Here is an 18982-nt window from a genome sequence, read left to right as displayed (position 1 = left end):
ATCATGTATTACCGCCTCTGCGCAGAATTTCACATGCCATTTTTATCGCCAGCGGGAATTGAACCTTTTGATGGAAAATATGCCGCCTGGCTGCCTTCGCTGTAAAATCTGGCGTTTAACAGCACCCGCCTCAAAGGCCGCTTTTGACTTGTAACTCTGATTAATATGCTTCTGCGCAGCCTGCAATATGAGCGACAATGGATTGTCCCGACTGTCGCATCAGGCTCGGCCAAAATAAGTACTACTGTACTCCAAAAGGAGGGTATCAATTTTCTAAAAGAAAGCCCCGGCAGATTACTTAACCCAGGAGCCGCATGCGCTTGAAGAGAAACGCTTAACTTTATCCTCTTAGTCGCATTCCATGGCTATCTCCCACGTATAGAGGTAGTGCGGTAACAGGCATGTCTACCGCGCCGAATTATTTTGATGATGGTTTCAACCTTATGATTTAGTCAGCGGCCAGGATATTCCTGGCGGATGGAATCGTCACAGAAATGCTCCGCAAAGTTTACCGGTCAAGCACGATCAGCGGTAAGTTATTGGATGAATCATTTAACACTGTGATATCGGCCCCGTAGAGCACGTTTAACGCCGACTGTTTCAATACCTCCAGCGGTCTACCATTATCAATAACTCTGCCTTTATCCATCAGCACTATGCGATCGGCGTAGCGTGCGGCAAGGTTGAGATCGTGCAGTACGCAGCAAACATTGAACTGCCGCTCGTTTACCAACTGGCGTAATAAACGAAAAAGATGCTGCTGGTGGTGAATATCCAGCGCAGAGGTCGGCTCATCAAGAAACAGCCACTTAGGTGAGGGGATGGTTTCCCACAGCTGGGCCAGTAAACGCGCTAACTGTACCCGCTGCTGTTCGCCGCCAGATAGCTGTCGGTAGTCACGAGAAGCCAGTTCCCGGCAATCGCACAACGCCACGATCTGCGCAATTTCATCATGGGGATGAGGTGTACGATGAGGATGCCTGCCCATTCGAATTACTTCCTGTACGCTAAACGGGAAGGCCATATGGCTGTTCTGACGCATCACCGCGCGGGTTTTTGCCAGCTCAGTGATTGACCATGCATTTAGCGGCCTGCCCAATAATGTGCATTGCCCGCTGTGTGGTTTCAGATACCCGGTTAACTGGCGTAACAGCGTGGATTTTCCTGCGCCATTCGGCCCTAAAATGGCCACAATTTCCCCGCCTGGAAAACTCAGCGAAACGTCATCCGTCAGGCGCCTTCCCCGGAGGCTATAAACTAAATTTTCAGCGCGGATCATAATATCCTCCGACTGCGTAAAATCAGCCACAGAAACCAGGGGCCGCCAATCAGACTGGTCAACAAACCCACGGGCATTTCGGCGGGTTGAACCAGCGTGCGGGCCAGAGTATCGGCAATCAGAAGCAAACAGGCTCCGGCCAGCGCGGAATATGGGATAAGCCAGCGATGATCGGCCCCGGTAGACATTCTGATGAGATGGGGGATAACCAGCCCGATAAAGCCGATAACACCGCTCACCGAAACCGCAGCGCCGACAAGAAGTGAACTGAGTAGCAGCAACTGCTGGCGTTTACGTTTTACATTTACACCGAGGTAATGCGCTTCTTCATCGCCAAGTTGCAGCAGATTCAACGTTCCGGCGAGATAAATTGTTACCGCAATACCCGGCAGTATAAATGAACTGGCGACCAGCAGCGTAGACCACTGCGCCTGGCCAAGATGTCCCATCATCCACAGGGTAAGCTGCCGAAGCTGCTGATCATCGCCAATATAGCTCAGCACACCAATTGCGGCGCCACACAGCGCGTTGATGGCGATTCCGACCAACAACAATTGCATCATACCGCCGTGACGATGGCGCTGGCCAATCAGGAAAATAATGGTGCAAATAACCATGCTGCCCGCAACGGCAAAAATCATCTGTTCATACAGCACCAGCACAACCGGCAGGGATAATGGGAGGACGATTGCCACCCCGACCATTAACGCAGAACCGCTGCTAACACCAAGAAGCCCGGGGTCAGCCATCGGATTGCGAAAAAGCCCCTGCATGATAGCGCCTGCCGTTGCCAATGCAGCGCCTACCAGTACTGCCAATAACACGCGCGGCAGACGAATGTTCAACCAGATGTCTCGATACTCTTTATCAAAAAGAGCGCTGAAGGTGATATTCAACGCCCCCTGACTGGCGCCGAGAAGCATCAGAGCAATTAGCAGGAGTGAAAGGCCCGTCAATATGCTGACGGAAGAGAGTGAATCCTTGAGCACGCAAGACTCCATTGCAACTTTGCGGCGCGGGTACCCCGCGCCGCGAGGGGATTACCCCGGATTAAGTTCAGGTTCAACCAGACTGTAGATCTGATTATTCAGGGCCGGCATATGAGCCAGTTCATGGATATGTGCAGCAACATCGGCACGTCGCACAAAGCCATGACACTCCTTATCTTGTATCCGCCGTGCTTTTCCTGTCGCATTACCATTGAGCAGCCCGCCAGGACGAAGAATGGCATATTCCAACCGGCTGGTTTGTAGCCAATTTTCTGCCAGCGATTTTTCTCGTACGGCTTGACCAAAAGCGGCTTTCGCACGCGGTGATAAAAAACGCCAGCTATCGCCGCAGCCCAGCGATGTCACCAGAATCATCCGCCTGAGACCCGCATTTTCAGCCTCATCAATGACGGTACGGTGTGCAAGATAGTCCCGATCGCCGCCCATAGAGGAGATGGCAATAGCATTAGGCCCAGCGGCACAACAGGCGCCGGCAACAACGCTGCTATTACATGCGTCGCCTTTGAAAACCCGTACGCCCTTTTTTTCCAGTTCAGCGGCAGCTTGCGCGCTGCGAACAATAGCAATCACGGGGCGTTTTTCCGCCAATGCCAGCTTAAGTGTTTCTGCGCCAACGCCGCTTCCGCCCGCACCGAAGAGTAGCCACGGCGTCATCGGGCATCTTCCTTAAGCGATGCGACCAGCGCGTGGAAAAGCTGAACCTGTTCACTCAGTAACTGACGGTGTTCATCCCGGCCCAGGAAAATTTTAAACATGGCGCTACCGGCTTTGTTAAAGAACAGAATAGATGCGGTGTCCATCCCCATAAATTTACGTTCAATCAAGGCGATATGTGTGCAGTTCTCGGCCTTGATGTGCCCCGTCATCCCTTTTTTACCCCGCAGATTGAAGTAGCCGTGGCGGTGAAATCCGGAAGGTAGCTCGCCGGTAAATTCGAGGATAACATCCGCGGTATGAACCAGCGTGGTTACCTTGCCCCACTCGCTGACGCTCTCCCATACGCGGTCAAACTTATCGCCCGAAACAACCGTTGGAGCGGGCAAGTTTTGTACTACATCCAGCAGCGTAGTGGTGTAGCGCTCGGCGATGGCTTCCAGCGTACCTTCCGGCTCAGTCTTCAAAAAAGCCTGTAAAGAGACATGACTCATAATTACTCCTGTTATGGTTTCTCAACCGCAATACACGGTGCGTTAAGTTCCTGAATCAGTTCATCAAGAGACTGCAAAATATTGCTTGCCCAGAAGCGGCCTTCATTGGTCAAACGCAGGCACGTTGAGGAATCCCTGGTCAATCCCGCCTGATGCCATTGGGACAGTAAAGGGGCTAATTTTTCGGCATGAGGCGTCAGTTCATCCAGCGGAATGCGCGCCGCTTCAACACCGGCCTGGAGGATATGCCGCCACTGAAAGCCAGCCTCAGCGGTGCGCATCATCATCATTAATGGCTTTTTCCCAACCGCGATTGCCTCATGCCAGGCAGTGAGGTTACGTTCAACCATCCAGGAATAGCCGTTCACCGAGCCGCCTGCTCCTGAACCAAATGCCAGACAGTCTGCCCCCTGTTTAATCAGGAGGTTATACAGGTTGCGCTCGCGCGTTGTACGCGCCCAGTGGCTGTTGCTGATACAGCGCCAGCCCGCCGCGTCCATAAAGTCACAGCCCTGAAGGTAGAGATCGCGACGCTCCGCCGGAGAAGGAACCTCCGCGCGTCCATTTTCTACGGCTTTGCCCAGCGGGGTATTGGGGAGCAGATTAAGGGCATAGAGGTCAACACCGTCGAGGCCAATATCACGCGCGATCGCCAGATCTTCGCCCCATAGTTTCGTATCTTGCCCCGGCAAACCAAAAAGGAGATCGCACACTACCGCCGCGCGATCTCTTTTCACCAGCCCTTGCATAAAAACCCTGGCCGTTGGGCCATCTGACGTTCGGGCCATCTTCTTACGAATTTTGCTGTTAAAGGATTGAATGCCAATGGAGAAACGATTTGCACCCGCATCCAGACAGGCGTCAATTCGATTATCGTCAAAGTTAAGAACCCGGCCTTCAATCGTTATCTCACAGTCCGGTGCCAGAGGGAGCCTGTTCTTTAGCACTGTGATTATCTTTGCCAGATCCAGTGCCGACAGCGCTGAGGGTGTACCGCCGCCAAAGTAAACGGCGTGAACAGGGGCTGACTGATGTAAAACGCTATCCGCTTCCATTTCGATTTCGCGAATTAGAGCGTCGGTGTAGCGGGTACAGTGGTCCTCCTTGAAAGGGTTTTGATAAAAACCGCAGAACGTACAATGCGTCGCACAAAAGGGAATATGCAAATACACCAGCCTTTTGCGAGAAGAGACGCACTGGCTGATGACACTTTGCCAGGTTTGCGACAGTTGCTCGTTGGCGACAGGGATCGCACCACGCCACGGCATCGTGGCACGGCGATCTTTAAATGGCTGATTTCCCTCCAGCGCGAAATGCGGAGTAAGATCCAGCGCGTTTTTTATATTCATAGGTCTACATCAAATCCATTTATTGGGGCAAAGAATTGCTGGTGCAGGTACTCAACCGCGTCAACAACGCGAGGCCCCATGCCCAGAATCAGTGCTTGATCTACGATAACAATGCGTTGATTTTTCCAGGCGGCGGTGTGGGTGATTCCGGCAATAGCGCGTAGACGATTCAGATCGCCATCCACCATCTGTGAGGTCACGACAATAAACTGCGGATTTGCTGCAATCAGCGATTCTGCGCTATAGCTTTGGTATTGCTGATGAGTTGCCACATTTTCCGCACCGGCGAAGCTCAAAATGGCATCAGCAACGCTGCCTTTACCGGCCACCTGCGGTGCACTGCCGCCAGCAGAGAGAATAAATAGCGCTTTTACCGGCGTATTTTTCGATTTAACGCTGCGTTGAACGCGTTCAAGCCGCTGATGTATACGACTCACCAGCGCATCGCCTTGCTCAGGGATCTGCAGCGTATTTGCCAGTTGACGAATGTTGGCATACATCTGCTCAACCGTCGCAGGAACGCGTGTCAAGGTCACAACGTTAACTTTTTGTCTACGTAGCTGATCCAGAACGAGCTGCGGCCCGGCGTCCTGCCAGGTGATAAAACCGCTCGGGTGCAGGGATAAAATGCCTTCGCTGTTCAGCTGCTTCCAGTAGCCAATGTGCGCGAGCGCGGCCGTTTCTGGAGGATAAGAGGTGGTTTCATCCACCCCAACCACGCGGTTGCCCGCCCCCATAGCAAAAATAAGTTCGGTCAGTGAACCACCTGCGACAACCAGCCTTTCGGTAGCCTGAGTACTGAAGGCACAGGTGAGAATGATTAAGCCCGCGATGAGTTTCTTCATTTTCAGAAATTCCATGCAAAACCTACTGCGGCGTTGAAGCCTGCTGCAGGAATAGATTCATGGGCGGTCTGGTAACGTTTGTCGGTCAGGTTATTCAGCGCAAGATTGACCTGATACCGATCCTGCGGGCCAAATTCAGTATTGAATGCGAGGTTGAGAGTCGCCCAGCCCGGATAGTTAATTTCTTTACTACCGGTTTTGTCTTTAGCGCTGGAGGCAGCGCGGATAAAGAAATCTGAGGTAATGTTGATGCTATTAAGCAGCTGCGTATGTTTCAGACCGGCTCTTCCTGTCAGGATAGGTTCTCCAGTATTCCAGGTTTTGATATCACCCCCTTCGTACTGGCGGCGGATAAGGTTGCCGCTAAGGTAAGGAGAGATAGCCCAGCCGTTGTACTCTGCGGTGAGTTCCATTCCCCAGTTTTTAGCCCGGTCAATGTTGTTATAGTAATAATATCCGCCCCGGGAAGAGGTGCGGTTACCCTGGCAAGCGGTTTGCCCGGCACAGGTCAGGCTGGCGATATAATCTTTGGCCTCGGAGTAGTAAATCGCGCCATCAATCAACCACATATTGCCATTGTAACGGGCACCTAGCTCATAGTTGTTGGAGTGTTCTGCCTTCAGGTTTGGATTGCCATAGGTAACGCTACCACCCGCAGAAGTCTGCATAAATAGCTGGGTCAACGTCGGAAAGACATATCCCTGGGCATAGGCGGCACGCAGTTCAATATCTTTGAAGCCGGAGTAACGCAGGCTGGTAGAGGTGACTAATTCATCATCATGCGCCGCATTCCTTCCGGATGACTGCCAGGCTGTACCACTCAGGCTATCGCTGCGGTTCAGTTTGGAAGAGAGCCAGTACTGACGTGCACCAGCGGCCCACGTCCAGTTATCAGCGAAGTGCCAGTCGTTTTGTGCAAATAGGGAGGCATTACTCTGTTCGGCCTCAATATGCGACAGGGTATTGGTTTGGGTATCAAAGAAGCCAGTGGCCGCAGTCTGGCGCGTACTACTTTTGGTATCCTGTTTTACTTTATCGTGCTGATACTGAGCTCCGATAACCAGCTCGTTATTCGCCGGAAGCGCGAAATTGTTCTGTAGCGTCACTCCCTGGGTATACTGTTTATCATTGGTATGAGTCTGATTGCTGACCGTCAGCGCCCGGATCAGCGGGCTGGGAATAACCTGGGTGGTTTTAACCCGGTTTTCAAATTTACGTTCAATGGTCTGGCTATAAGCATCAAGGTGGATTTTTTTCAGGTAATCCCCCCCTACATCATAATCATAGAAAATACCGACTTTTTCGCGCTCAAGTTTCGGAATACGGACGCTGAATTCGTCATACTGGTTGTCTGCATCACTGAGCCAGGTTTGCGTGGAAATCCTGTAACGATCGAGCGACAGACCCAGCTTATGGGGACCGAAGTTATAACCCAGCCAAACCCCCTGCCCGTTATTGCGGAAGCTGGTATCAGGCAACCGGCCATCCGGGGTGTCACGATTACCCTGGTCGGAGTAGCTGCCGTTGATTCGATAGTCAAAGTTGCCGATGCTGCCCCAGGCGGCGGCTGATTCCTCCCACCCGGCAGTAGCTGAGTTATAGACAGCCTTGATACTGCCCCCAAGCGGTTTATTTCCGCCTTTTTTGGTAATGAAGTTCACCACACCGCCAATGGCCTGCGAGCCGTAGAGAACCGAGTATGGGCCCTTTACAACCTCAATACGTTCCAGTGAAGACTCATCTATCAGCAAACCAGCGCCATAGTTCTGACCCGCACGCTGATAGCTGACAACCTGGCCGTCTATCAAAATCAGCACGCGTGAAGAGGCTTCACCTCGAATACGAATTTGTTTACGGCCCGCCAGCGAGTTGTCGGCAACCTCAACGCCAGGAATATCCTGCAAATCGTCGGCAATGGAAACGCTGGTTGAGTTTTGCAGAGTCTGACGGTCAATCACGTGAATTGTTGCCGGGCTTTCCCAAAGACTGCTCTCTGTCCGGTTGGCGGTAATGATTAACGTGTCATCATTAGAGGGTTTAGATTGCGCTGTGGTATTGGCTGCAGAAACAGCGCCCGATACACATAATGTCAGGGCTGAAAGAAAAAATGGTCTGTTGTTAGTCCGTATCAACATATGTAAAACCTTATGAGTGTGTAAATGATCATTATTATCATTCGCATTTATACAAGAGTTGTCTCCATAAGTTCAATATGAAAGATGTGGGAGCAATGCATTTTTTGATCTCTGTCAACCTGCCGACCAGCGTGAGTGCCATGCAATGCCTGCCAATTGCTTATGTAATAGTAACTATCTGTCTACTAAGCATATTTAAGTCACAGCTAAATATTTACGATTAAGCATGAATGCAGGAAGGGCTTGTTAAGAAGCCAATAATCTCTTAAAAAAGTCGGCCAGTGAATTTCAGTGATGACACCAGGTAATTAACCGATTTTTTATAAAGAACCGGTCACGGCCAGGGGAAGCAAGAAATTTACTGATGCAGAACATTCAGCGCATGAGTCAACCGCTTCGGGCAACTTGTATTGGATTACGGCGTTCGGGGGTCTCTCATCCGGCTGCCTGCGGCGCCGCCGCCTGAGCGGATTTCTGGATTTTTATCGTGGCAAAACAGCGCGGGCGTTACAGCTGTCTCTCGTAACGATTCTATCGCCTGGAAAACGATGCCCGTACAAAACGCCATCATCGATGGCGAGGCAATCAGCCGGTGGTCAACGCGCTTTCCGACATGGATTAAACCTCTACGCTGGCGGCAACTGTGGCGATAAAATGCGATACCTTGCCTCTGACAGAGCCATTTGTGGTGAAGCCGAACAAAAAGTTCCCTTCAAGGTTGAGTATAAAACTTCACGCCAAGCGGCCCGGTTACACCTCGGCGGCATTTCAGGGAGCGGCTGAAGGTTAACCTGCGTATTATCTCTATAGCCAGAAAAATGAAAATCCGATGCCAGCCGCTGGCGCGTACGGTGCTGGCGTGGCTAAATGCTTTTCTTTGTAGTGCCAGCATTATTTCTCTGCCAGCACAGGATGAGCGTAATGGCCTCTCTGCGTATAGCAATCAAGCAACAAGAACTCCGCTTCAGGGCATTCACGTAAAGAGAAGGCGGCTTTAAGCTCTCTCTATAGAGTGGGAAGAAAACCTTTGCCAATCAATTACAAATAAAACAATGAAACAGGCTAAGGGCCGATGGTAACCATACCCAATAAATAGGACGTAATTTTTAACAGGCAATAAAAAAAGCGCCCATTATATAGAGCGCTTTTTATAACATTATGCCGGTTAGCCGATATATTCGAGGCCGTTCATGTAAGGCCGTAAAACCTCTGGCACTTCAATTCGGCCGTCTGCCTGCTGATAGTTTTCCAGAACGGCTACCAGAGTACGACCTACCGCAAGCCCTGAGCCATTCAATGTATGAACCAGCCGCGGTTTTTTCTCTGTTTTACTGCGACAGCGCGCCTGCATACGGCGCGCCTGAAAATCGCCGACGTTAGAACAGGAAGAAATTTCGCGATAGGTATCCTGCGCGGGGAGCCATACTTCAAGGTCATAGGTCTTACAGGCTGAAAAGCCCATATCCCCGGTGCACAGCACAATTTTACGATATGGCAGGCCAAGTAATTGTAATACCTTCTCCGCATGGCCCGTCAGTTCTTCAAGCGACGCCATTGAGGTGTCCGGATTAGTTACCTGCACCATTTCTACTTTATCAAACTGGTGCATACGGATAAGCCCGCGGGTATCGCGACCATAGCTGCCTGCCTCGGAACGGAAACAGGGCGTATGCGCGGTCATGCGTAGCGGCAGCGCCTCTTCATCCAGTATTTCGTCACGCACCAGGTTAGTTAACGGAACTTCCGCCGTAGGGATCAGAGCATAGTTACTGCTATCGGCTTCTTCTTCCAGCGGACGCGTATGGAATAAATCCCCCGCGAACTTAGGCAACTGGCCGGTGCCATAAAGCGTTTCGTGATTAACAAGATAGGGAACATACGCCTCGCTATAGCCGTGCTGTTCGGTATGCAGGTCAAGCATAAACTGCGATAACGCGCGATGCAGGCGGGCAATTTGCCCTTTCATCACCACAAAGCGGGAACCTGTTAATTTAACCGCAGCGGCAAAATCCAGGCCGCCGTGCATTTCACCCAGCGTAACGTGATCGCGGATATCGAAATCAAATGCCCGTGGGGTGCCCCAACGGCTAACCTCAACGTTGTCACTTTCATCTTTGCCAACCGGTACGCTATCGTCCGGTATATTCGGAATGGTCAATGCATAGTCCCGAATTTCGGCCAATAGCGCATCAAGCTCGGTTTTCGCCGCATCCAGCTCTTCACCCAACTGATTCACCTGCTGGCGCAGCGGCTCAATATCTTCTCCGCGCGCTTTCGCCTGGCCGATGGATTTCGATCGCGCATTGCGCTCGGCCTGCAGATTTTCTGTTTTTACCTGGAGCACTTTGCGGCGCTCTTCAAGCGCACGTAATTTTTCTACATCCAGCGTAAAGCCACGGCGTGCCAGTTTTTCAGCGACTGCGTCTGGCTCATTACGCAGCAGATTGGGATCGAGCATGCTTGTCCTGTGCTTATCGAATTGAAACAGAAAAGCGGCCGCCTGAGCGCAACCGCGTGAAATTTACATTAACCCCGAGCCCTGGTTATGCTGCCAATACTTACCGACACGTGCATAAACGCGGGTTTACAGAGATAAGACTGCTAACCTTACCGCAACGCCTGGGTTATCGGTAGCGTTTTGTGGGGCTATTTTGATCCTGTTCGCTAAGCCAGGCGAGCTTTTCACCAATCTTACTCTCAAGCCCGCGCGATGAAGGATGATAGTAGCGAATTGGCCCCATCTCAGGCGGGAAATAGACTTCACCGGCCGCATACGCATTGGGCTCATCGTGCGCGTAGCGGTATTCATCGCCGTAGCCCATTTCTTTCATTAATTTCGTCGGCGCATTGCGCAAATGTGCGGGCACATCATAGTCCGGTTTGGTTCGGGCATCATTCAGCGCCGCCTTAAATGCAACATAGACAGCATTGCTTTTCGGCGCACAGGCCAGATATACCAAAGCCTGGGCGATAGCTCTTTCACCTTCTGCCGGCCCGACTCGGGTAAAGCAGTCCCATGCGGCAATAGCGACCTGCATGGCGCGAGGATCCGCATTCCCTATATCTTCAGAGGCAATCGCCAGGCAACGACGCGCGACATACAGCGGATCGCCACCAGCTGTAATGATACGCGCATACCAGTAAAGTGCCGCATCGGGTGAAGATCCCCGCACGGATTTGTGTAGTGCGGAAATAAGATCGTAGAAACGATCGCCTTTATTATCGAAACGCGCGCTGCGCTCGCCGGCAATTTCCGTCAACAGCGCCGGCGTCAATACGCGCATTCCGGCGTCATTTGTTTCCGCCATATCCGCCATCATTTCGAGCGTATTCAGCGCACGGCGCGCATCGCCGTTCACCAGCTCAGCGATTGCAAGCCGCGTCTCATCCGGCAATACAATATTCTGATTACCATAGCCGCGCGCAGGGTCCAGCATGGCCTGCGCCAGCACTTGCTCTATATCTTCAACGGTTAACGATTTCAGCAGGTAAACACGCGCTCTGGAAAGCAGAGCCGAATTTAATTCAAACGAGGGATTTTCTGTCGTGGCACCGATAAAGGTGATGGTGCCATCTTCGATATGGGGCAGGAAAGCGTCCTGCTGGCTTTTATTAAAGCGATGCACTTCATCGACAAACAGTACGGTGCGACGCCCGCCATCCCGCCGCTGGCGGGCTCGGTCTATGGCTTCACGAATCTCTTTTACGCCTGACGTCACCGCAGAAATGCGTTCCACCTCAGCGTCCGCATAACGCGCGATAACTTCTGCTAAAGTCGTTTTGCCAGTACCCGGCGGTCCCCACAGGATCATCGAGTGCAAATGCCCGGCCTCAATCGCTTTGGGCAGCGGTTTACCAGGCGCCAGCAGGTGCTGCTGCCCAATATATTGGGCGAGATCCGCAGGCCGCATACGCGCAGCCAGCGGCTGGAATTGATTATCAGAAAAATCGAGCGACAGGTTGCTCACTCAAACCTCTATTTGCGTTGATCGTCCACCGTCACGCCTTTCGGCGGCGTAAAAGTAAACTTACTCATATCAACCGCACCGTTCTGTTGAGCGGTAAGCTGATAGTTGCTGCGCTGCCCGTCTTGTTCGATAGCGCTAAACTGCCTGATAGTGCCGCTGGCAGTCACATCAATAGTAAATTGTTTGAGATTGCCGCCCTCTTTTTTAGGCGTCAGCTCAAAACTATCGCCCTGCTGGCGGATATCATATTGCTGCCAGTCTTTAGTTTGATTGCGGGCGATGAGCATAAACGGTGTATTACTGGTCGCCTCTTTAAGCCAGCTCGCGCTTACCTGTTCAACAAAAGGATTGTAAAACCAGAGCGTTTTACCATCGGATACCAGCACACTTTCGTCCGGCTGTGTCATATGCCAGTTAAACAGATCCGGGCGCTTAACCCACAGTTCCCCTTGCCCCTCCTGCACTGCTGCACCACCGGCATCGGTAACTTTTTGCGTGAAGCTGGCATGGAAGCTGGCAACCTTATCCAGACGACTTTTCAGCGCACTGGCACCATCGGCCCAAACCGGGGCAGCTATAACAGTAGAAACTAGCGCGGTGGCAAAAATGACCTTTTTCATCATGTTCCCTCAATGTAGCAGCCCTGATTCGGACCTGTATCGGTAACTGTGACCTGATGTCGCGAAATCGAACAGCAGAAAAAACTGATTCTGCATTAATTAATAATACATTATATACACAATGCGCTATTCAAACGGCGGTGGTGCCAGAACTTCGCGGTTACCGTTGTGACCCTGAGGGCTGACGATCCCCTGCGCCTCCATCTGTTCCACAATACGCGCAGCGCGGTTATAGCCGATTCTGAATTGCCGCTGCACGCCGGATATGGATGCCTTACGTTTTTCAACGACAAACGCGACGGCCTGGTCAAATAGCTGGTCGAGTTCTTCATCGCCGTCGATTCCCCCCGCGCCGCTTTCACCGCCTTCATCGGAGGTAATGCCTTCGATATATTGTGGGCGACCGCGCGCTTTCCAGTCCTGTACAACGGCATGGACCTCTTCATCGCGCACAAAGGCACCGTGAACCCTGACTGGAAGCGTGGAGTTTGGCCCTGAGTAAAGCATATCTCCCATGCCTAGCAGTGACTCGGCTCCGCCCTGGTCAAGAATAGTCCGCGAATCAATTTTGCTCGATACCGTAAAGGCGATTCGCGTAGGAATATTGGCTTTAATCAGGCCGGTTATCACGTCGACCGACGGCCGCTGTGTAGCAAGGACCAGATGGATGCCCGCTGCACGCGCTTTCTGCGCCAGGCGCGCAATAAGCTCTTCCACTTTTTTGCCGACTGTCATCATCAGGTCGGCAAATTCATCCACCATCACAACAATGTAGGGCAATTTTTCCAACACGGGATGCGTGGTGTCCATGCTATCCCCGGGTTTCCAGAACGGATCGGGAATCGGGCGACCCATGCGCTCTGCCTGGATAATACGTTCGTTGTAGCCCGCAAGGTTACGTACACCAAGCGCCGACATTAGTTTATAACGACGCTCCATTTCATTGACGCTCCAGCGCAGCGCATTTGCCGCGTCTTTCATATCCGTTACCACCTCGGTTAACAGATGAGGAATGCCTTCATAAACAGATAGCTCCAGCATTTTGGGATCTATCATAATAAAGCGCACCTCTTCCGGCGTCGCTTTATAAAGCATGCTGAGGATCATCGCATTGACCCCCACAGATTTACCTGAGCCGGTAGTCCCGGCGACCAGCAAATGCGGCATCTTTTGCAGATCGGCGACGATAGGATCGCCCGCAATATCTTTTCCTAATACCACCGTCAGCGGGGACGCGCTATCGCGGAATTTCTGACAATCAAGCACCTCTCGCAGATACACCGTCTGGCGTTTTTTGTTCGGTAATTCCAGCCCTACATAGGGTTTGCCAGGAATAACCTCCACTACGCGCACGGCCACCGTTGATAAAGAGCGCGCTAAATCACGGGAGAGGTTAGAAATACGCGCCGCTTTCACGCCAGGCGCTAAATTTAATTCAAAACGCGTGATAACCGGCCCTGGAGAATAATTCACAACATCGGCTTTAATGCGAAAATCGGCCAGTCGGGCCTCAACCAGACGCGCCATTTGTTCAAGCGCGAAAGTATCAACGGGTTCCACTTCTGACGGCGGAGCGGTGAGCAAATCAAGGGTCGGTAACGGCGTTGACGGTTTCGCAAGCGGGCGATGATCGCCGTTTCTCATCAGGAAAGGATGAATAAGGCTTTCTTGCTGAGCTGCACTCTGCTGTGTCGGTGCCTGAGGCGCATGCTGCGGATAATTACCCTGCGGCTGCGCCATATGCGGCGCTACCGGTGCCTGAGGCGCTTGCTGCGGATAATTGCCCTGCGGCTGCGCCATATGCGGCGCTACCGGTGCCTGTGGCGCTTGCTGCGGATAATTGCCCTGCGGCTGCGCCATGTGCGGCGCTACCGGTGCCTGAGGCGCATGCTGCGGATAATTACCCTGCGGCTGCACCATGTGCGGCGCTACCGGTGCCTGAGGCGCATGCTGCGGATAATTACCCTGCGGCTGCCCCGCGTGCGGCGCTACCGGTGCCTGAGGCGCATGCTGCGGATAATTACCCTGCGGCTGCCCCGCGTGCGGCGCTACCGGTGCCTGAGGCGCTTGCTGCGGATAATTATTCTGTGGCTGCGCCAAATGCGGCGCTACCGGTACCTGAGGCGCTTGCTGCGGATAATTGCCCTGCGGCTGCATGGCTGGCGGTTGTGTCACTTCGTGTTGATAATCGTTGCCATAACGCTGTTGCTGCGACGCGGCGAATTGACGCGCCAGTTCTGCCTGCTCTGCAGGCTCTTCATCTTCGGCAGGTTCAGCGTTACCGTAAACACTTTGCTCATTTTCATAAGCCGCACCGTAGCGTTCGCGCTGGGTATTCTCAAACTGGCGTGCCAGCTCATCCTGCTGGAGCGCCTGCGCGGCTTCGTCGTCTTCTGCTATAGAATGATATGCGTGACTCTGCTTTTGTAATGCCTCAGCGCGGGCGCGCTCTTCAGCCTCGCGCTGAGAAGGCAATTTAATTCCGTATGAGGCTAATTCGCGGCGGGTTGGAACCCTGACGCGGTTAGGACGCGGTAATTGAGGCCCAATACCTTCTTTAACCTGAGCTCGCGGGGCTTCTGTCGCTAAATCAAATATCGGCGCTGCGGTAGGTGCCACCTGCCCTGCGCCAGGGATCGCCGAAGCGGTCGCCAACCCATATGACGCGGCGCTATCTCCGAACGGAAGTGCGGTAGTAGAAGCAGAGGCAATCGCATCATCTGACGGAGCGGAGGGTGATAACGAATACTCGCCGCCCGGCTGCGCTGTTTCTCTGGGAAGCGGCGCTTGCTCAGCCTCCCATTGCGGGAATGAAGAATGATCAATCTCGGCCCTGCCATCTGCTACATTCTCTAATTCTAATGTAGATATCGCCTCAGAGCTGGATGATGCGGGTGCCGTCATGTCGTGTTCACGCCCGTGAGCAGGGAGGTTTTCGTAGCCACTTTCGGCATAAGGCGCCTCACTGGCATGCAGGCCCGGCCCATTATTTTCAGATACTGGCACGACACTATGAGTCAATGCATCAGACGCGTAGGGCTGCTGCTGGGGAATTCCTTCAGCCTGTGGCGCTAACGCTGGTTCTGCCGTCGTTGCCTCCGGCATGGGTTCCCACTGTACAGCGGGTGTTTCCGCCTCCGGTAGAGGAACGGTGATATTCGGGTCAGCAATGATAGCCTGCGCAGCGATTTCTTCAGACCATTCGGCGCCCATGGCCGGTTCAGCTATCGAAACCGTAGCTATACTGGTGCCATTGAGTAGCGGATCATTATAATCCTGACGTTCTTCCGTCACTCGCTGGCTGGAAAACAGCACGTCATCCGGATCAACGGCTTGCCCGTTAGCAAAAATCTGAGGTTCGTCATCCATACGCCTGCCGGAAAATAGCGCATCGTCCGTATGGCGCCCCACCGGATTAGAAAATTTTTCTGCGGCATGTCTGCGACGTAGCACCTTTTTGAATCGTGAAGGGTGAGCACTGGGCGCTTCATCGTCTTCTTCATCGCGCCAGGTATTGTCCCGACGCGTGCGATTGCTGGCAAAAGTCAATACGCTCAGGACGGCGCCGCCGATTTTTTCAGCAATATTCACCCACGACCAGCCGGTGAAGAGCGTTAACCCCGCAGCCCACACGCACAGCAGCGCGATAGTACCGCCGCTGCTGTTCAATAGCGGCATCATGGCGGTACTCAATAAACTGCCAATTACGCCACCAGAGGCGAAATACCAAATATCATCAGCGTTGATCGCCGCCAACCCGCAAGACGTAACAATAATTGCCAGCGCGCCAATCAGACGCAAAGATAGCGCGAAATAATCAATATAATCATCGTTTTCGCGACGCTGCCATGCAAACCAGCAGCCGCCGAAAATTATCACCGGCACGGTATACGCCATAATCCCAAAAATAAAAAATAGCGTGTCGGCAAGCCAGGCGCCCGGCGCACCGGCCAAATTATGGATAGGCTCATGCCACGCCGTTTGCGACCAGCTCGGATCGGAAGGGTTAAAGCTAAGCAACGCCACCATAAGGTATATGGCAAACAGCGAAATGAGGAGCAACAGCGCTTCATACAGACGGCTGCGGTTGCTAAGCCTTGTCAGTGTGATGTCTTTATCTTCGGTGTATTCCTGGCTCAAGAAAAACTCTCCAGGGTTTGGGTTGTATTCCACGGTAGCGCGCTACGGGGGACAATAACGGTTAACGGGCTCATCGCCAGACCTCTTCTGAACATTGTATAACAGTGCATACCCGGCACCTGCTTCAGAGATAATCGGCGTTATGATGCTCCGGATGACGTAATCATCGACGCAAAACGACGCGGCAGCCGCAGGCTTACAGCCTGATAATTAAACGGCAGCAGCATCGGTTCCCCGATCCTGCTGCTGTATGGATTAACAGGAGTGTAAACAAACTATATCGATTTTGCACCTGTTCCGTGTTTAGCGCGTTTTAATCACCAGACGATTGCTCTGTTTTACTTCTTCCATCACAACATAAGTACGGGTGTCGTTCACACCGGGCAAACGCAGCAGCGTTTCTCCCAACAACTTACGGTATGCAGACATATCAGGCACGCGGGTTTTCAACAGGTAATCGAAATCGCCAGAAACCAGATGACATTCCTGAATTTCTTCCAGCTTCTGCACCGCCGTATTGAATTGCTCAAATACATCCGGCGCACCGCGATTTAATGTGATCTCAACGAAAACCAGCAGGGACGCGTCGAGGTATTGTGGATTAAGCAACGCCGTATAGCCTTGAATAAATCCCTGTCGCTCCAGGCGACGCACGCGTTCCAGGCAAGGCGTGGGAGAAAGCCCTACACGCTTAGAAAGCTCAACGTTGGAAATGCGCCCATCCTTTTGCAGTTCATTCAATATATTTCGGTCAATGCGGTCGAGATCTTTACCCGGACGCTTTTTACTATCTACCATTATTATTGTCTCTCAGTATTCCTTCCTTCACTTGCCATCCCCCCGAAACGCTCACTGTTCCCGGGCACGCGTAAGTGGACCGTTACCAGCCGACAGCCACTGATATAACGCATGATGTCTGTCCACATCATGCCGGAATTCCATGGCCCGATAGTGCATTCGCTTTCATACCAGAGGACGTCGCTTTTGCACCTATCCCTGAAATGTTTTCGCAAATGCACAGGGGATTGTCAAAGTAAAACATCTTTTTTTAGTGAAACGTGCCAGATTCTTCTCATTAGCCCGATAATCCCTCATCATATCGGTTCCTGCAAACCCACTTTTTGCGAAGTTAATGCAGAATTTCCTTACTTAAAGAGAGCGCGTTTCATCGCGTTTATCTATCACACATATCGTTAACAAAATTGCCATCCTCTTTTTTTGCTGTCACAAATTCCCTACAATCCTGCAGATTGTCCGCCAATAAATTGTTGAGGAACTCATGGGTACGGCTAAACACACTAAGCTGTTAATTTTGGGCTCAGGCCCGGCGGGTTATACGGCCGCCGTCTACGCCGCACGCGCAAATTTAAAACCGGTGCTTATTACCGGTATGGAGAAAGGCGGCCAACTTACCACCACGACCGAAGTGGAAAACTGGCCTGGCGATCCGAGTGGGCTTACCGGCCCCTTATTGATGGAGCGCATGCATGAGCACGCCGCGAAGTTTGAAACGGAAATTATCGTCGACCACATTACCCAAGTTGATTTGCAGCAGCGCCCGTTCAGGTTGACCGGCGACAGCGGCGAATACACCTGCGATGCGCTGATTATTGCCACTGGTGCATCCGCCCGCTACCTTGGCCTTCCCTCGGAAGAGGCATTTAAAGGGCGCGGCGTTTCGGCCTGTGCGACATGCGATGGTTTTTTCTATCGTAACCAAAAGGTTGCCGTGATCGGCGGGGGGAATACCGCCGTTGAAGAAGCGCTTTATTTGTCGAATATCGCCTCAGAAGTTCATCTGATCCACCGTCGTGATACCTTCCGCGCTGAAAAAATATTGATTAAACGCCTGATGGATAAAGTTGAAAGCGGCAACATCGTGCTGCATACCCATCGCACTCTGGAAGAGGTTACCGGCGATCAAATGGGCGTAAGTGGGCTGACGCTGCGCGATGTTCGTTCGCCGGAGCATACGGAAAATCTGGACGTTGCCGGCTTATTTGTCGCCATTGGGCATAGCCCCAATACCGCTATTTTCGAAGGTCAGATCGCGCTGGAAAACGGCTACATCAAAGTTCAATCCGGCAGTCATGGCAATGCGACACAGACCAGCATTCCCGGTGTATTCGCCGCAGGGGATGTTATGGATCATATCTATCGGCAGGCCATTACCTCTGCGGGTACCGGCTGCATGGCCGCTCTGGATGCAGAACGCTATCTGGATGGGCTAACAGATAAACGCGATTAATCGCGATACCGCATTGCGAAGCGCTATTATCGCAATGCGGTTTCTGCTCTGGTACCACACTAACCGCCGGTCTTTACATCGCTCTAAAATTCCCGGACCGCGCTTTCACGGCAAAGATAACGTATTCCACGCCACCTCTGTTGCACTATTTTCAGAAACGGCACGCCCTTTCTACCAGAAGTTCGCCTTTCTTTTTCCTGCGAGGTAACATTGCGCTTAGCATCTTCCTTTTGAAGAGGC

The 18982-nt window shown here is 52.3% G+C and carries 13 protein-coding genes; 1 reads left to right on the top strand and 12 read right to left on the bottom strand.

Features of this window, described 5'->3' with window-relative positions; genetic code table 11:
* Nucleotides 1-508: 508 nt before the first annotated feature.
* The 12 genes from SFA31_RS12665 to lrp all read right to left on the bottom strand — a co-directional run bounded on the left by SFA31_RS12665 (nucleotide 509) and on the right by lrp (nucleotide 17292).
* A complete protein-coding gene (locus tag SFA31_RS12665; protein WP_322838300.1) occupies nucleotides 509-1279 on the bottom strand; it encodes a heme ABC transporter ATP-binding protein in 771 nt (256 codons plus the stop codon).
* Nucleotides 1276-2268, bottom strand: a complete 993-nt coding sequence (locus SFA31_RS12660) for an iron ABC transporter permease (RefSeq protein WP_322838299.1) — start codon at nucleotides 2266-2268, stop codon at nucleotides 1276-1278. The genes SFA31_RS12665 and SFA31_RS12660 overlap by 4 nt, the downstream gene beginning before the upstream one ends.
* A 51-nt stretch (nucleotides 2269-2319) precedes the next feature.
* Nucleotides 2320-2943: an SDR family oxidoreductase gene (locus SFA31_RS12655; RefSeq protein WP_322838298.1), complete on the bottom strand. Its 624-nt coding sequence runs from the start codon at nucleotides 2941-2943 to the stop codon at nucleotides 2320-2322.
* The gene (gene hutX / locus SFA31_RS12650) at nucleotides 2940-3437 is read right to left on the bottom strand and encodes a heme utilization cystosolic carrier protein HutX (RefSeq protein WP_322838297.1); all 498 of its coding nucleotides are present in this window, start codon (nucleotides 3435-3437) and stop codon (nucleotides 2940-2942) included. The genes SFA31_RS12655 and hutX overlap by 4 nt, the downstream gene beginning before the upstream one ends.
* An 11-nt stretch (nucleotides 3438-3448) precedes the next feature.
* The gene (gene hutW, locus SFA31_RS12645; protein WP_322838296.1) at nucleotides 3449-4786 is read right to left on the bottom strand and encodes a heme anaerobic degradation radical SAM methyltransferase ChuW/HutW; all 1338 of its coding nucleotides are present in this window, start codon (nucleotides 4784-4786) and stop codon (nucleotides 3449-3451) included.
* Complete coding sequence (locus tag SFA31_RS12640; RefSeq protein ID WP_322838295.1) at nucleotides 4783-5646, bottom strand: heme/hemin ABC transporter substrate-binding protein; 864 nt, start codon at nucleotides 5644-5646, stop codon at nucleotides 4783-4785. The genes hutW and SFA31_RS12640 overlap by 4 nt, the downstream gene beginning before the upstream one ends.
* Entirely contained in the window at nucleotides 5634-7766 is a 2133-nt protein-coding gene (locus SFA31_RS12635) for a TonB-dependent receptor (protein ID WP_322838294.1), read from the bottom strand. The genes SFA31_RS12640 and SFA31_RS12635 overlap by 13 nt, the downstream gene beginning before the upstream one ends.
* A gap of 1165 nt (nucleotides 7767-8931) precedes the next feature.
* Nucleotides 8932-10224: a serine--tRNA ligase gene (serS, locus tag SFA31_RS12630; protein ID WP_322838293.1), complete on the bottom strand. Its 1293-nt coding sequence runs from the start codon at nucleotides 10222-10224 to the stop codon at nucleotides 8932-8934.
* Nucleotides 10225-10390: 166 nt separating this feature from the next.
* Complete coding sequence (locus tag SFA31_RS12625; RefSeq protein ID WP_322838292.1) at nucleotides 10391-11734, bottom strand: replication-associated recombination protein A; 1344 nt, start codon at nucleotides 11732-11734, stop codon at nucleotides 10391-10393.
* Nucleotides 11735-11742: 8 nt separating this feature from the next.
* The gene (gene lolA / locus SFA31_RS12620; protein ID WP_416208329.1) at nucleotides 11743-12357 is read right to left on the bottom strand and encodes an outer membrane lipoprotein chaperone LolA; all 615 of its coding nucleotides are present in this window, start codon (nucleotides 12355-12357) and stop codon (nucleotides 11743-11745) included.
* Between the two features lie 123 nt (nucleotides 12358-12480).
* Nucleotides 12481-16494, bottom strand: a complete 4014-nt coding sequence (locus SFA31_RS12615; protein WP_322838291.1) for a DNA translocase FtsK 4TM domain-containing protein — start codon at nucleotides 16492-16494, stop codon at nucleotides 12481-12483.
* Nucleotides 16495-16797: 303 nt separating this feature from the next.
* On the bottom strand, nucleotides 16798-17292 hold the full coding sequence (lrp, locus tag SFA31_RS12610) for a leucine-responsive transcriptional regulator Lrp (RefSeq protein WP_322838290.1): 495 nt from the start codon (nucleotides 17290-17292) through the stop codon (nucleotides 16798-16800).
* Between the two features lie 481 nt (nucleotides 17293-17773).
* Here lrp and trxB point away from each other — a divergent pair, with 481 nt between their 5' ends.
* Nucleotides 17774-18742: a thioredoxin-disulfide reductase gene (gene trxB / locus SFA31_RS12605; protein WP_322838289.1), complete on the top strand. Its 969-nt coding sequence runs from the start codon at nucleotides 17774-17776 to the stop codon at nucleotides 18740-18742.
* Nucleotides 18743-18982 lie beyond the last annotated feature (240 nt).

The organism is Erwinia sp. HR93, assembly GCF_034555055.1.
Classification (GTDB): Bacteria; Pseudomonadota; Gammaproteobacteria; order Enterobacterales; family Enterobacteriaceae; genus Apirhabdus; species Apirhabdus apintestini.
Note: the sequence above shows the minus strand (reverse complement) of the source record. Positions and strands in the feature narration are given on the sequence as shown.

Excerpts from the sequence above, each read along its gene's own strand:
- trxB (WP_322838289.1), top strand. The coding sequence starts at position 17,774 with ATGGGTACGGCTAAACACACTAAGCTGTTAATTTTGGGCTCAGGCCCG.
- SFA31_RS12655 (WP_322838298.1), bottom strand. The coding sequence starts at position 2,943 with ATGACGCCGTGGCTACTCTTCGGTGCGGGCGGAAGCGGCGTTGGCGCA.
- lolA (WP_416208329.1), bottom strand. The coding sequence starts at position 12,357 with ATGATGAAAAAGGTCATTTTTGCCACCGCGCTAGTTTCTACTGTTATA.
- hutW (WP_322838296.1), bottom strand. The coding sequence starts at position 4,786 with ATGAATATAAAAAACGCGCTGGATCTTACTCCGCATTTCGCGCTGGAG.
- serS (WP_322838293.1), bottom strand. The coding sequence starts at position 10,224 with ATGCTCGATCCCAATCTGCTGCGTAATGAGCCAGACGCAGTCGCTGAA.
- SFA31_RS12665 (WP_322838300.1), bottom strand. The coding sequence starts at position 1,279 with ATGATCCGCGCTGAAAATTTAGTTTATAGCCTCCGGGGAAGGCGCCTG.
- SFA31_RS12635 (WP_322838294.1), bottom strand. The coding sequence starts at position 7,766 with ATGTTGATACGGACTAACAACAGACCATTTTTTCTTTCAGCCCTGACA.
- SFA31_RS12640 (WP_322838295.1), bottom strand. The coding sequence starts at position 5,646 with ATGGAATTTCTGAAAATGAAGAAACTCATCGCGGGCTTAATCATTCTC.
- hutX (WP_322838297.1), bottom strand. The coding sequence starts at position 3,437 with ATGAGTCATGTCTCTTTACAGGCTTTTTTGAAGACTGAGCCGGAAGGT.
- lrp (WP_322838290.1), bottom strand. The coding sequence starts at position 17,292 with ATGGTAGATAGTAAAAAGCGTCCGGGTAAAGATCTCGACCGCATTGAC.